This is a genomic window from Nostoc sp. DSM 114160 (genome assembly GCF_053470305.1).
Genome location: NZ_JBPFGO010000004.1, coordinates 212,309 through 227,670, shown reverse-complemented (window position 1 = coordinate 227,670; position 15,362 = coordinate 212,309). Strand labels below are relative to the sequence as shown.

General features: G+C 40.8%; 11 protein-coding genes. 4 read left to right on the top strand and 7 right to left on the bottom strand.

From position 1 onward, the window contains the following. Positions 1-63 precede the first annotated feature (63 nt). Positions 64-2,367 carry a heavy metal translocating P-type ATPase gene (locus tag NSTCB13_RS32855; RefSeq protein WP_448275868.1) on the top strand — a complete coding sequence of 768 codons (2,304 nt, stop codon included), beginning with the start codon at positions 64-66 and terminating at the stop codon, positions 2,365-2,367. 179 nt (positions 2,368-2,546) lie between these two features. On the opposite strand, the gene NSTCB13_RS32850 is transcribed toward NSTCB13_RS32855, so the two are convergent. Both NSTCB13_RS32850 and NSTCB13_RS32845 read right to left on the bottom strand, forming a co-directional pair. Continuing rightward, a complete protein-coding gene (locus tag NSTCB13_RS32850; RefSeq protein WP_448275208.1) occupies positions 2,547-3,146 on the bottom strand; it encodes a type 1 glutamine amidotransferase domain-containing protein in 600 nt (199 codons plus the stop codon). 673 nt (positions 3,147-3,819) lie between these two features. After that, on the bottom strand, positions 3,820-4,245 hold the full coding sequence (locus tag NSTCB13_RS32845; RefSeq protein WP_448275207.1) for a heavy metal-responsive transcriptional regulator: 426 nt from the start codon (positions 4,243-4,245) through the stop codon (positions 3,820-3,822). Positions 4,246-4,592: 347 nt separating this feature from the next. Between NSTCB13_RS32845 and NSTCB13_RS32840 the strand changes: the two genes are divergently transcribed. After that, complete coding sequence (locus tag NSTCB13_RS32840; protein WP_448275206.1) at positions 4,593-5,681, top strand: aromatic ring-hydroxylating dioxygenase subunit alpha; 1,089 nt, start codon at positions 4,593-4,595, stop codon at positions 5,679-5,681. A gap of 408 nt (positions 5,682-6,089) precedes the next feature. On the opposite strand, the gene NSTCB13_RS32835 is transcribed toward NSTCB13_RS32840, so the two are convergent. Then, positions 6,090-6,293, bottom strand: coding sequence for a hypothetical protein (locus tag NSTCB13_RS32835; RefSeq protein WP_448275204.1), 204 nt, complete (start codon positions 6,291-6,293; stop codon positions 6,090-6,092). 64 nt (positions 6,294-6,357) lie between these two features. On the opposite strand from NSTCB13_RS32835, the gene NSTCB13_RS32830 reads away from it, so the two are divergent. Further along, positions 6,358-7,806: a HEAT repeat domain-containing protein gene (locus tag NSTCB13_RS32830; RefSeq protein ID WP_448275203.1), complete on the top strand. Its 1,449-nt coding sequence runs from the start codon at positions 6,358-6,360 to the stop codon at positions 7,804-7,806. Positions 7,807-7,844: 38 nt separating this feature from the next. On the opposite strand, the gene NSTCB13_RS32825 is transcribed toward NSTCB13_RS32830, so the two are convergent. From NSTCB13_RS32825 to NSTCB13_RS32815, 3 genes are all read right to left on the bottom strand, one after another. Then, positions 7,845-8,450 carry an SMI1/KNR4 family protein gene (locus NSTCB13_RS32825; protein WP_448275202.1) on the bottom strand — a complete coding sequence of 202 codons (606 nt, stop codon included), beginning with the start codon at positions 8,448-8,450 and terminating at the stop codon, positions 7,845-7,847. A gap of 45 nt (positions 8,451-8,495) precedes the next feature. Beyond that, positions 8,496-9,173: a hypothetical protein gene (locus tag NSTCB13_RS32820; protein ID WP_448275201.1), complete on the bottom strand. Its 678-nt coding sequence runs from the start codon at positions 9,171-9,173 to the stop codon at positions 8,496-8,498. Between the two features lie 94 nt (positions 9,174-9,267). Beyond that, on the bottom strand, positions 9,268-11,256 hold the full coding sequence (locus tag NSTCB13_RS32815; RefSeq protein ID WP_448275200.1) for a heavy metal translocating P-type ATPase: 1,989 nt from the start codon (positions 11,254-11,256) through the stop codon (positions 9,268-9,270). Between the two features lie 719 nt (positions 11,257-11,975). Here NSTCB13_RS32815 and NSTCB13_RS32810 point away from each other — a divergent pair. After that, positions 11,976-12,356 (top strand): hypothetical protein, encoded by a 381-nt coding sequence (locus NSTCB13_RS32810; RefSeq protein WP_445631742.1) that lies wholly within the window; start codon positions 11,976-11,978, stop codon positions 12,354-12,356. Between the two features lie 221 nt (positions 12,357-12,577). On the opposite strand, the gene NSTCB13_RS32805 is transcribed toward NSTCB13_RS32810, so the two are convergent. Further along, positions 12,578-15,253 (bottom strand): DEAD/DEAH box helicase, encoded by a 2,676-nt coding sequence (locus NSTCB13_RS32805; protein WP_445631741.1) that lies wholly within the window; start codon positions 15,251-15,253, stop codon positions 12,578-12,580. Between the last annotated feature and the right edge of the window lie 109 nt (positions 15,254-15,362).

Below are 15,362 nucleotides of genomic sequence, written 5' to 3'. Positions count from 1 at the left end.
GTGACCCACCTGCCTCCTGCCTTCTTCACGCTCCTCACACCAATCACAGGGGTTCATCTAGTTATGGATACTCTCACACTCAAACTTCGAGGCATGAGTTGTGCCGCTTGCGCCAACAATATCGAAAAGGCAATTCGCTCTGTTTCTGGGGTAATTGACTGTAACGTTAATTTTGGAGCAGAGCAAGCTACGATCGAATACGATCGCTCTCTAGCGAATTTAGAGAAAATCCAAAGTGCGATCGCAGCTGCGGGATACTCTTCTTACTCACTTCAGGAAGAATTGCTCACCGAAGAAGATGATGCAGAGATTGCGAGTAGGCAAGCATTACAACGCCAACTTTCCCTCAAGGTAGCGGTGGGAGGTGTAATCAGCATTTTCCTATTTTTGGGGTCATTGCCCATGATGACTGGGCTAAATTCACCCTTGATTCCAAGTTTCTTGCAAAATCCTTGGATACAGTTAGTGCTGACAACACCTGTCGTATTCTGGTGTGGAGGATCTTTTTACCGCAATGCTTGGAAATCCCTCAAGCGCCATACAGCAACGATGGACACGCTGATTGCTTTGGGCACAAGTGCAGCGTATCTATATTCTTTGTTTGTCACTATTTTCCCCAAATTTTTTATTGCTCAAGGCTTGATACCTCATATCTATTATGAAGTTGCCGCCATTGTGATTACCTTAATTTTGCTGGGGCGGTTGTTAGAAAATCGCGCTAGGGGACAAACTTCCGAAGCTATCCGCAAACTCATCGGACTGCAAGCTAGAGATGCCAGAGTTATCCGTGATGGTAGAGAAATTGATGTTCCCATCGCCGAAGTCAGAATCAACGATGTGATTTTAATGCGTCCTGGTGAAAAGATTCCAGTGGATGGCGAAGTGATTACAGGCGCTTCAACGGTAAATGAAGCGATGGTGACGGGTGAAAGTTTGCCAGTCAAAAAGCAGCCAGGAGATGAGGTGATTGGGGCGACGATTAACGGTGCGGGTGCATTTCAGTTTCGGGTGACACGAATCGGAAATGATACGTTTTTGGCTCAAATCGTCAAACTAGTGCAACAAGCACAAGGTTCAAAAGCACCCATTCAGCGCTTGGCAGATCGAGTTACAGGATGGTTTGTACCAGCTGTGATTGCGATCGCGATCGCCACTTTCGTCATTTGGTTTAATTTCACTGGCAACCTTACCTTAGCAACAATGACAATGGTGAGTGTACTAATTATCGCTTGTCCTTGTGCTTTGGGTTTAGCTACCCCCACATCTGTAATGGTGGGGACGGGCAAAGGTGCAGAAAATGGCATCTTGATTAAGGGTGCTGACAGCTTAGAACTAGCACACAAAATTCAAACCATCGTTTTAGATAAAACCGGTACTTTGACTCAGGGGAAACCTACAGTTACAGACTTTGTAACAGTCAACGGCACAGCTAATGGTAATGAAATCCAGCTTTTACAGTTAGCAGCAACGGTAGAACGCAATTCTGAGCATCCTTTAGCTGAAGCAGTTGTAAAATACGCCCAGTCTCAAGAGGTGAGTTTAATAGATGCAAAAAACTTCGTAGCTAATGCAGGTAGTGGTGTGCAAGCAGTTGTGGCAAATCAGCTTGTGCAAATTGGTACACAACGTTGGTTAACCGAACTTGGAATTAACACCATCACTCTCCAGCAATATAAAGATGCCTGGGAAGCTGCTGGTAAAACAGTTATTTTGATTGCTGTAGATGGCGAACTACAAGGAATAATGGGTATTGCCGATGCCCTAAAACCTTCATCAACAGCAGTGGTGAAAGCCTTACAGAAGTTAGGTTTAGAAGTAGTAATGCTCACCGGAGATAATCGTAAAACTGCTGATGCGATCGCTAGACAAGTTGGCATAGAGCGAATCTTTGCGGAAGTCCGCCCAGATCAAAAGGCAGCGATTATTCAATCTTTGCAAGGGGAGATAGAGAAATTTCCCAAATCCAAAATCCAAAATCTAAAATCTAAAATTGTCGCAATGGTAGGTGATGGCATAAATGATGCGCCAGCCTTAGCACAGGCTGATGTGGGAATTGCCATTGGTACGGGAACAGATGTAGCGATCGCAGCTAGCGATATCACCTTAATTTCTGGAGATTTGCTCTTAATTGTCACGGCTATTCAACTTAGTCGCGCTACCATCAATAATATTAAGCAAAATCTCTTCTTTGCCTTTATTTACAACGTCATTGGTATTCCTATTGCGGCGGGAATTTTGTTCCCTATCTTTGGTTGGTTACTCAATCCAATTATCGCCGGGGCGGCGATGGCACTTTCTTCACTTTCTGTTGTTAGCAATGCCCTGAGATTGCGTAACTTTCAACCAAAAAGAATATTCTCAGCCTAAATAGGCAAAATGGTCAATTATTACCTATTCACGCAACAACGCCCTTTTGGGTGAATTATTAAGTTCGCCAACAGTATCGGTTGCTCATTTCACCCCGGACACCGGACGCACATTCAAACAGAGATAACGACGCCCAGCCGATCTGTTGCAGCGTGTGGTTATGCCTTCAGGATACTGCTTCACACAGCTTCCAAGAGTTCGATCATTTTTTCGGCAACGCCTTTGGCAGAAGCGGGATTTTGGCCGGTGACGAGATTTCCATCGGCAATACTGTATGGCTGCCAAGGTGCGGTCTTATGGAAGATAGCGCCTTGTTGGGTGAGGGCTGTCTCCAACTCGAAAGGCACATCAGCTTTAGCGTAGTTTTCTTCTTCGTCATTTGTAAATGAGCTGATATTTTTCCCGGCCAGTAAAAAGGTTCCGCTACTCAGCTTGACGTTGAGCAGCGATACCGGGCCATGACAAACAGCCCCAACGACCGCCTTTCGCTCGTACGTCTCTTTGATAACCTTCTTAAGTAGCGGATGTTCAGGCATATCAACCATCGGCGCCAAACCGCCAGGTATGAAGATGGCGTCATACTGACTAACATCCACGTCTGACAGTTTCTTGGCTTTCTGCATTGAGGCCCATCCTTTTCCTACCAAAAAGGCCAGATTATCGGGGTCGTTAGCTAGATTGAGCGCGTCCAGAAACGGAGTATCTCCGGTAAGACTTGCAAAGTCGATTTGGTATTGTGCTCTGTCGAATTCAGCATATGGATGCGCGACTTCCGGCAAAAAATTGCCTGTCCTTCTGTTGTGTGGACCCAATGACGTAAGCATTTGAAACGACGATCAATACTTTCTTCGACATAATTGCTCCTTGGCGCGGTCAGTTTCAATATTTGGTTCAAAAAGCAGGCTTAATCCCTAGCCTCCCCAGCTCCTTCTGTGCCATCTCACAAAATCGCGTTGCTTTCTCGTAATGCTCGAACGGATAAGCGTGCGATCGCCAATGATATTGAGGCGAGAGCCAAAAAGCCAGAGACATTAGACTTCTTGCATAAGTCGGGAAAAGGGGAAAGTGGGGTCCCAAGAAGGGGATAAGGGGCGAGGGGAAGGGGAAAAAGGTACTGCAAAAGTCCCTTTTTCCTTTAACCTTTACCCTTTTCCCCCTCTTGCAAAAAGCACTTTTGCAAGAGGTCTATTGTATCATTCGATTGCTGCTGTTAATTAACTGCTTGCGTAATCAGCTGTAATTTTAGTTATGTGGTTAAGAACGAAGAAACTTAATGACTTGCAGTGATAATAGCTGCTATCAACTGCTCAATATTCCGAACAAACCAGTCAATTCCAAAGCAAAGAGCAACCTTTAAGCTTGAAAGTTAATGTTGCGATCGCAGGTTTAGCCTTAACTGGATTAGAGTTGTATTGGTTTCTTCTCTATAAAAGTCGTGATTCCTGATTAGTGTCAGCCCTGAGAGGTGTTTTGAATAATCGGACAAATTGTCTTCTCATGATGGTCGCTGGTATTCTTCCAGCCTGAAAGTAATCCATTAATTTCAGAGCGCAAAGTTAACAGCTGATCGATTTGGCGATCGATCTGCAAAACTTTATCTTCAAGCTTTTCTTTGATTTCACCACAGGGAGTTTGCCCTCGATCGTAAACTTGAAGAATATTTCCAATCTCTTCTAGGCTAAGACCAAGATTTTGTGCCCTTTTAATAAATGCTAGACGAGTCAGCACATCCAATGAAAACTGGCGAAAGCCTCCCTCTGTTCGTCTGAATGAATTGATTAAGCCTAAACTCTCGTAATAACGAATTGTCCTGATGGGTATTCCAGTTAAATCTGTTACCTGACCAATTAAAAACAGTTTTTTCTCTTGAGTTAACATGGTAGATTTTCCCAATTCTTGTAATTATTATTACATATTTTCTGAAATATTAAGTAATTTGCGAGTTGAGCCAAATATTGGCATCCGTATTGGCAATTTTTATTTAATTAGAGATTTTACTAAGTTTGAAATTTTCAAATGATCTATTCTAAATGGATATTTGGAATTTAGCTAATATTAAATTTGCATAGTTTTAACATTTTTTATAATATTTTTTCCAGATTTTACTTGATGATTTTTATCTATTTATTGGGTAGCTGTTTCTCATGGTACTGAAAGTAACTGTTTTTTTGAAGTTGCCATGTTATTTCTAGATCAACTGCTTCACTTCAAGTGAAACCATAAAAATGAATCTCAACTCGCAGACTTTTAGCTCAATCCGTAAACCTAAAATTTTCAATAATCCAGAGCGTTTTATTGAGGGATGGTATTGGGTAACACCCTCTCAAAATCTGCGGGTGGGTGAAGTAAAACCTGTCACGATTTTGGGTAGAGAATTAGTAATTTACCGTGGGAAAGATAAAAGAGTAGTTACCTTAGATGCTTACTGTCCACACATGGGCGCTCACCTTGCTGAAGGCAAAGTTGAGGGTAATGGACTACGTTGTTTTTTCCACCACTGGAAGTTTGATGCTGAGGGGATGTGTATTGATATCCCGTGTTTAGATGTACCACCTTCCGTAAAGTTACAAACTTGGCCTACTGCTGAAAAATATGGGATGATTTGGGTTTGGACTGGAGAAATACCACAGCAACCTCTACCTTTTGTTCCAGAGTTAGAGCAAAAAGAGTGTGATGTCGCCATCCATTCCCACTTCTTGCTGAACTGTCATCCCAATGTGGTGATGATTAATGCAATTGATGCTCAACACCTCAATACAGTTCACAAATTGCCACTAGAAATTATTTTTGAAAGACACGAACTAAATGAGAATGCAATTATCTTCAGTAATACTACACCCATCAAAGACAATTTCTTTTTGATTAAGCTCATCCGTTTGTTCTACAAAAATGTCATAACTTACAGTATTTGCTATTGGTACGGTAGCATTGGCATTGTGACACTTGGCCCTGATTTCTTTCATGTCCACATGATGGTTGCAGTTCGCCTCTACGAAGGGGGAAAAACTGAAGGTCAAGTTCTATTGATGACTAAAAAACGTAAAGGAGTTTTTGGTTGGTTATGCAATCGAGTTGTGCTATGGCTGACTAAGATTGCGGCTAAATACTTTCTCATGGGTGACATCAAGATTCTTCAAACAATTCAGTTTGATTTGAAAACCCCCATCAAAGCAGATTACTCAATTATGCAGTTTATTAACCATGTTGAAAAACAGCAATCTCTAATGTGGGGGACTTGGCAAGAAATGCGATCGCGCGATGTGGAGAGCAAGCTCAGGCGTGAGAGATGGGAAGATACAATGAGTAATGACTAACATCATGTTTATATGACCAAAATTCCGTCAGACTGCTTGGCCAATTAAACGCACACGATATCATAACTATTGTCAACAATCTTTGCAAGAAATGAATCGTTTGTAGGGGCGTATAGATGTACGCCTCTACCAATGTATGTTTAGCAAGTATTTTCTGAAATGATATAACACTTAATAAAAATTAAAAGTTTAACAAAGTTACTTTTTTACTGGATTACTAGATAAATAAAAGAAGTGGCAAAGCCACTTCCTAATTCCCAGGTAGAACCTAAGTTATGAGTATAACGACTACAAAAAAATGAAATAGTATAAACAAACACCAATTAACTGAATATCTCTATTTTCCTTGTTTATAAGTGAGTAAATCCTGATTTTTATGTACCAAATAACTGTATATTTACATAAGTCTCATGATTGTAATGCAGACTCAAGTTTATCAAGCTCATCGTTAAGATATGCTAGTTTTGCCTCTTCATCAAGAAGTTGATGTTCTAATTGAAACTTGACTGCCGTACCAGCCTCAATAGCCAAAGCTTTGTTCATCTGCTTAAACTTCTCGCTGCGGATGTCAAATTCTGCCTGAAGTGCGTCTAGTTTTTGTTGCGATCGCACTGTAAAATGCCATTATTTATACAGATTTAGGATATTGGTTACAAGGTAATATTTATGAAAACCAATGAGTAACCAGCAAGAGCAAGACAATATTAATTTTTTCATTCAACAACTACACACAAGTCAGGATAACTCAGTTCTCAAACAGGTTGCTGAACGTTTGGGGTTTTTGGGTGCTGGTAATGCAGATGTAATTAATGCGTTAATTGACCTAGTATGTACCACACAAGATGAACCTACGCGCTGGGTAGGAATTCAAAGCTTAGGCAAAATTGGTACTGATAACAATGATGTTATTCAAACACTAATTAAGCAACTCAGTACTGTTCAGCCACCTACCTGTAGGGTAATAGCACAGAACCTAGCGAAAATTGCTGTTTGTAACGAACAGGCAATTACGACTCTGGCTAGCCTAGCACGTAGCAGCTCTGATGAAGTAACTCGCGGAGCCATTGCTTATACCTTGGGGTACATCGGTAAAGGTAGCCAGGATGCAATTCAAACTTTGATTTATTTAATACACAATAGTTCTTATGATTATGTTCGCCAAACTTCTGCTAAGAGCTTAAAACGCATTGAGGATACTAGTCAAGATACTATCAATGCCATAGTTGAAACTGCGAGGACTGCACAAGAATATGGTACTCGGTGTACAGCATTATCAATTTTAGAACAAATTGCAGTGGGGAATACTGATGCAATCAATAAATTAACAGAAATGTTATTATCTGGTAATTATGAGCCTATTAGAAACTATCAAAAACATAATAGTCAGCGATTAATTGCTCATACTATCGCAAAAATGGATTATAAAACTATAATAAGGTTGGCAGAAAACAACCGTGGCCAAGAGTTGATTTTCATATTAGCGGAGAGTTTAGGTTATGTTAATGTTGGAAATTTAGACGCAATTAATGCATTAATTAAACTATTACATCTGCCTCAGTATGAAATAGCTATATCAGCAATTGTTTACAGCTTAGAAAAGATTGCTATTGGGAATCCAGATGTAATTACAGTTTTAATTGAACTACTTCCAAGAACACATACTTCAATACGTGCTGCGGTTATTAAAGGTTTAAGTACGATTGGTGTCAATAACCAGATTGTTCTGCGTACTTTAATTGATTTAGCTTATGATGCTCAGGATTTAGAAGAACGCCACGCTATAGCTCAAGCTTTCGGAAAAATGACAGTTACTAGTTCAGAGGCTGTTGATGCTTTAACTTATTTAATGCGTATTTGTGATGGCCATAATTTTTGGTATTTTGCAACTGAAACTCTCCAAAAAATAGGTATTGGTAATAATAATGCTATTGCCACATTAATTGAACTACTGCCAACGCTTAAAAGTGTTGATTATTGGAATGTCGTTAAGACGTTAGCGGAAATTGGAGTGGGAAATCCCGCTGCAATTGCTGCTCTTACAGAAACCCTTTCTACCTGCCAAGATGATAATCATCGGCGTTTTTTGACTGGTTTATTGGAAAAAATGAGAGAAAATCAATCCTAATAACTAATCGCTCCCAGAATGTTTTAAATTATTGAATATCAGATATCTGGAATTTTAATTATATCGTTTAATATTTCCTCCATCATTTCACCAAATGAGCGATAACGCTGTGCGCCAAATGAAGCAGTTGAAAAACTACAAAACCAAGCTTCCCATTCACCATCTATTGCAACAATCTGAGGATTTAGTAAAAATATCAGACCCATATCTTCGCTGCTTATTTCCAATGCTGTTTGTAGATACTCTGGTCGGGATATGACATCATATTGCTGATCGCCATAAACAAAATACTCCTCATCTGTTAATGGTGATTCAGACCAAGTTTCGATTAATTCATCTACCCAATCTTGATGGTCAAGAGCATACCATACAATATCTTCAGTTCCACAAAATTCTAGACCATATTCTGATATAGGACGCAACCCATTAGAAGCTTTCAGAAACTCCCGGTAAGAAGGTGGAAAAGTTACATTTAAACGAGCTTCGGTAGCAACTATTTCCTCCTCAGTTGCACCAGGATAACCTAAGTAGCCAGATTTGCGAATTTCTGGGGATAAATCTTCTTCATAATAATATTCAAGAAATATTTCTATTCGCTTTTGGCTCCATTCTCTAATACGGTTTTCCCAGTAAGTTTTTTTCATTCTTTGTAATACTTTCAGAAAACTAAACTGATGTTTAACATACCACTACTCACTTGAATTCAATACAACGATAATTTCTGCTAGCCTGATTCCCAGAGGTTTCCAATGGGAATTGCTGGAGGAAAAAGTACCATCCCCTGACACCGCTTGGTAGTCATTGAGAAACTTTTCAGAAGCATTGGGAGCAGCGTCTACTCGGAAAATGATTTTGCCTTGATAACGGGATAATTTACTACTATCTAACAAAATCGTGCCGCCGTAATCCCAACCCAATCCATAGAGTTTAAAATGACCTAATTTTTTACGTAACTCGCTCAATGGGGTTCCCACTCCAATACCTTCGCGGGTTTTCCAAGCCCAACCCAGGTTACGCACATCTAAAGGTTTGGTACGAGTATTATCACTCCAAACTACCAAGAGCGATCGCCCCTGATTTAGATTTACCTGAGTAGCTGCAAAACTACCTATTCCTTCAGCACCAGAGATAGTTTTATCAACGAGATGGGATGCACCAAACAGTTTGACTAAATCCTGCTTGGTGGTTGTGCGTGTTATCGGGCCAACTCTTTCCCCAGGAACAATTAAGGTATCTTTTAAGGATTGCGATTTAGCAACAGTAATTGGGTGATTGATTTTCTGGGGTAGTGCAAAGGCTGGGTTTGCTGAATAGTTTAGCAGTAAAGCTAAAGTAGCTGTAGCAATGCCTTTGATTGATGAATTCATGGGTTTTATTTTGGTTAGTAGAATATGAGTGAGGAGTACTCATAATTTAACTACTACAAATTACCAACTAAAGATTCCCGATTTCCCAATAACTTTATTTCATCGCTCTAGTTGCGTTTAAAATTGCCAGCATTGCTACTCCGACATCAGCAAATACAGCTTCCCACATTGTCGCTATCCCGAAAATACCCAATCCAATAAATACACCTTTAATTGCTAACGCAAACCCAATATTTTGCCAAACAATTTGCCTTGTTTTTCTAGCGATTTGGATTGCTTCTGCCACTTTCGATGGTGCATCTGTCACGATTACAATATCGGCAGTTTCGATCGCTGCATCTGAGCCTAATCCACCCATTGCCATACCAACATCTGCTCTAGCAATCACTGGGGCATCATTAATTCCATCCCCAACAAAGGCAACTTTACCATCCTTGGCAGCAGTGCTGAGTAACTTTTCAATGGCATTAACTTTTTCTTCAGGTAATAATTCTGCTTCGTAGGTATCTATACCAAGCTGTTGGGCAATTCGGGAAGCGATCGCTTGATTATCTCCTGTCAACATTACTGTTCTCTCTACACCCATTCGCTTGAGTGCTTGAATAGCAAGTCTTGCATCTTCTTTGAGTTCATCAGCAATCACAATATAGCCAGCGTAAATCTTATCCACTGCTAGGTGAATAACTGTTCCCTCTAACTGGCAATTATCGTGAGAAATCTTCTCTCTATGTAATAGGCGATCGCTTCCCGCTATTACTACCCTATTTTCAATCTTGGCTCGAATTCCATAGCCTGCTATTTCTTCATAATCTCCGATCTCAAATTCATCGATTTTTCCACCATAAGCCTTGCAGATAGATTGAGCGATGGGATGATTTGAGTGCGATTCTATTTTAGCAGCTAATAGCAGCAGTTCTTGTTCATTCCAGCCATTTAATGGTACTATCTCTACTACTTTGAATACACCTTTAGTTAATGTCCCAGTTTTATCAAAAACAACTGTATTAACTGCATTTAAAGTATCTAAAAAAGTAGAGCCTTTAACCAAAATCCCACGTCTAGCTGCACCTCCCACACCTCCAAAGTAACCTAATGGAATACTGATAACGAGTCCACACGGACAGGAGATAACTAGTAAAATCAGGGCCCGATAAACCCATTCGGAAGAAGTTGCACCCGAAATTAACAAAGGAGGCAATATTGCAACTACTAGCGATGTAAAAACTACGATTGGTGTATAGTATTGGGCAAATTTAGTAATAAACTTTTCTGTTGCTGCTTTTTTACTTTTGGCATTTTGTACCAAATCTAAAATCTTGGCAATAGAAGATTCATCAAATAGTTTTGTGACTCTAATGACGAGCGCACCTATTTTGTTAATCGTTCCAGCGAAAACTGTTTCTCCGATTCTTACCGTTCGCGGTACAGATTCTCCAGTTAATGCAGATGTATCAACTTGCGAATTACCATCTATAATTTCGCCATCTAAAGGAATTTTTTCTCCCGGCTTGACAACAATAATATCGCCAATGTTTACTGTTTCTGGCGATACTTTCTTTAGTTCTCCTTCTATTTGGATATTTGCATAGTCTGGGCGGATTTCCAATAATGATTTGATCGAATTACGAGAGCGACTGACGGCAATATCTTGAAACAATTCTCCAATTTTATAAAATAACATAACTCCGACAGCTTCGGGTAATTTATGAATTGCGATCGCTCCTAATGTTGCTACCGTCATTAAAAAGGTTTCATCAAATACTCTACCTCGGACTATATTGCGTCCAGCAGTTTTTAAAACACTCCATCCACTTAATAAATAAGCAGGAATGAAAAGTAGATATTCTCCTATTGAGTAGAATGTATTGTGTAATTGATTTTCAAAAATCACACCAGGCGCATATAAACTTAAAATTGCTACCAAAGGCAATAGCTCATTTTTCAGATTGAATTCTCCCCCATGTTCGTGATTGTGGTCATGGTTATGATTATCATCATGATTATGAACATGGTTATGATTCTCGTGATGGTCATGTTCACAGCTGCAACAATCTGAAGATTCCGAATGTACTTTCTGCTTCATTTTTTATATGTAGGCTAGTAAATTAATTGAGATATGAGCCTTTTTTTAAATGTAATGAAAAAAAGAAGTTTTTACAAGTTCATATTTCAAGAACGATAATCTATCTCAATCCGATTCGGTTAATGTTTTTTGATGAAAATTTGAGATCGCTAAAGATGCCATAAATTGCCATCAACACGAAAGACTGATTATTGTGGAGACGGCGATTCATCGCGTCTCTTGTCTTAACCGAACAGTATTAGAATCTATCTCAAATTTATTGCTAAATACATCAACTACCTTTTGATTAAAATTAAGATTTTTAATTTTGTAAAGATAGCTATAGCGGCTTTCAATTGTATATAATTTGTAAAATATAACTTTTGTTCGTAGCGAACAATTTATTGCTCTGTATAAGAATTTAAAGGGCTAGAAGGGCTAATTACTAGCTCTAATTTAATTAAGCTTTTATACTTAGAGCAAGCAAATAATAACCGTCTTGGCAATATACAGCGGATTGAAATTTGCTCAATTGCATAAGCTTGCGTCTAAAAGCGATATATCAAGCCTGTTTGATTGCTGAATTATAATGTAGTAAATAATTTCCGGTCGAACTGGTGTAGAGATGGAACTTTTTTGGGTAACAAGTGTCTATCTAGCTATTCTCAGGGAAAATTCACTTGAAGTTTGAAAGTTAATCGAATACCCTAATCTAATAGACAATTTTCTCAAGGAAATCTATGAACAAAAAAATTCTTCTGAATTTGCTTTCCAGTTCCTCAATTTTTGTGTCAATGATGTCTACGCTGGTAACATTTCATCCTGCCCATGCTAGTGGTAGCATTACACAGAGATTACTGCACACACAAGACGGTCGTACCTGTATCACTAACCCACATGGCGGACAAGATTTTGTGTGCATTCGAGATTCGGAGAGAAAACGTCCGTATACCTCTAAAAGTTCCTCAACAATTGTCACATCAGTATCAGATCGGAATGTTGCCATGTTGAACTTTACTGAAGAGGAAAGCGATGCTGCAATTAGGGTATTTGGTTGCGACTGTCCATTATGTATAAATTCTTTGCGTCAGTTGCAGGGTACTGGAAACTTGGTGTACTAAGATTGAATAGCGCTGATAGCGACTATAACTTTTGTTAGATACCACGATTAATCACGCATAAAAAATATACGAAACCAAAAAAGCATTTTTAACTAAGTACCACTACTATTATTTGATAACATGTAAGTTCATTGCTGGGGCAATTTATGAATTGCCCCAACAGCAACTATTTTTGCATAAGTACTGAGAGAAAAAGACGCACAGAAATTGCCACTTCCTATTTATTCAACCACCTCATTCACAGGGAATCTATCAATCAACTGCATCGCCCGATAGGCATTACGCAAGAAAGAGTCTCGCAAATGGGGAATGTGGGGTATCTGCGACAATAAATCCAAAGTCCGGCGTAAAATTCTCACTACATCGCCTTCATCCAAGGTAGTGTTCTCGCAGAGTTCTGTCCACTCCATTCCCAGCGCCCATTGTTCGACTATGGCAATCAACTCAAATTCCAACCATATCGGCAGTGCTACGTTATAGCGTCGTTGTCGTTGGAACATTTGGTGGCGAATTCCCCGCAATTTTTTCAAAGCTTCTGTCACTTCATTACTTAGATCAAAGTTAACCTTGCTATCTGGACGGGGCGTTTCCATCACCAAAGCCGCTGCTGCTGCTGCTAAATGATGCGGGTCTAAATTGTCCAATTCACCACTAGCGAATACTAAACCCAACCACAATTCATTTTCCCCTCGAATGGCGGCAGCGATTTGCCCTAATTGTGTGGGAACTAAGTTATCCAAAGCGTCAAAGTGTTGCAGAATGGCGATTAAATTGAGAAATTCTTCCCAATGACGTTGTGACTGTTGCTCTACATGCCCTTGCAACTGTTCGAGTTCGGCTTCTAGTTCGACATAACGGGCCCGACGTTTGAAAAGCGTTGCCGCATTGCCTGATTGATGTAGGGGATGAGCTTCTAATTGCTCTTGAACAGCAGTAACGTGACTGAGTTGTTCTGCTACTTCTGGTGCTAGATGCAAAGATTCTATCGGATTGGGAATACGCACGGCGATCGCAAAGCTTTCTTCGTTACCACGGCGCGATTGTCCTGGCTTCAAAGGCATCTCTGGCGGTGGTAATACATCAGGCGGCACTTCAATTCGCGGCAGTTCGGCATACAAATCGACTACATCCCCTGTGGTTGCCACATACCAGCGGTTATCGTGCCCCAAGCATACCAAGTAAGGAGCTTGACCAGAACCGGGTGATTTCCCCACTAAAACTGCCGTTACGGGTGAAGACACTGTGATATTTTTGCCTTTGAGACTCAATAGAGTTCCTGACACTGCAAAGCCTAACATCATCACCAATTCCTCTTGGCGGTCTTCCTGTGCTTGCTCTTGCAAAGTTTTCAATATCTGGCGTTCCACCTTCAGGCGTTGCCGCAATTTTTCATAAACAGCCAGTTCATTTTCATTAACTGCGGCGATTTGCTCATGAAGTTGAGCTAATTGGGTTTGCAATTCGGCAATCTCATCGTATTCTGGCCGTAAATGCAAGGTCGCCATGTACTGCCCAAAACTGCGCTCTATCAGTTCCCTGGTTTGTTCTAGGGTATGGGTTTGCAGCAAGTTGAGTACCATGCCATAACTGGGCGTAAACTGGCTTACTAGAGGGTCTGGCTTGGATGTTCCCAAATACGCGGCTTCTTTGGCTCCTTCAAAGGGAGTTTGGACTGTCACCACATGACCTTGTTTGTCCATTCCCCGGCGGCCTGCTCGTCCTGCCATTTGTAGGAATTCGGAAGCGTTCAACAGGCGGTGTCCGGTATCAGTCCGCTTGGAAAGGGTAGAAATTACCGTTGTCCGGGCGGGCATATTAATTCCTGCTGCTAGTGTCTCGGTGGCGAATACTACTTTAATCAGCCCTTGCTGAAATAGTTCTTCTACCAGTGCTTTCCAAGCAGGTAAAATCCCAGCATGGTGGGCAGCAATTCCCCGATACAGAGGCGCAATTTGTCCAGAACGTCCAGCTTCGGGATTGCGAGCTAAAAAGTCATCAATCTGTTGCCGCAAAATTTGGGACTCTTCATTATTTACCAGCCATAAATCACCCACTTCCGCCACCGCTTTATCACATCCCCGGCGGCTGAAGATAAAGTAAATTGCTGGTAGCATATCCCGTTGCTCTAATTGGCTAAGGATAAAAATTATACCTGGAGCTTCAGGTCTACCATTTCTCCCCCTATCTCTTTCTCCCCCTTTCCCTTTTTTCTTCTGAAGGCGGGGGTTAATTTTGGTTTTGCTATCATTCAGCAGGGGAAATAACCCTTTGGGATTGCAAAAGTGAAATTCTAAGGGGACTGGGCGAAAATCGGAGTAAATCAGGTCAGTTGGGCCGTGAACGCGGTTTAGCCAATCGGTGAGTTGATCGCTATTGGCAACCGTTGCTGAGAGGGCTGCTAGTTGCACTTCACGGGGACAATAGATGATTGATTCTTCCCAAACAGTACCGCGCTGGCGATCGTTCATGTAGTGGCACTCATCAAGGATCACCGCTTCAACGTCTACTAATGAGATGCCGATTTGCCCAATGGGTGTGCCATAGAGCATATTTCGGAAAATTTCTGTGGTCATCACCAAAATCGGTGCATCCCTGTTAATGGAAGCATCTCCAGTTAACAGCCCGACTCGATCGAAGCCGAATTTTTCTCGAAAGTCACGTAATTTTTGATTCGACAGCGCCTTCAGGGGAGTAGTATAAAACACGCGTTTTCCTCGCGCTAGGGCGCGATAAATAGCGTATTCCCCGACTAATGTTTTCCCCGAACCTGTGGGGGCACATACAACTACAGAGCGCCCAGCGTTCAGGGACGCGATCGCTTCTTTTTGAAACTGATCCAGTTCAAAGGGAAATATAAACCCTAAGTCAAGTTCTGGAGACGGTGCAGGATAATTCACTCAATCACATTTGCAACCAGATTGTTTACTATACTAACGAGTCTTTTGTCAACTTCGTTAGTGGTCATTTGTCATTTGTCCTTTGTCCTTTGTCTAAAACTAATGACAA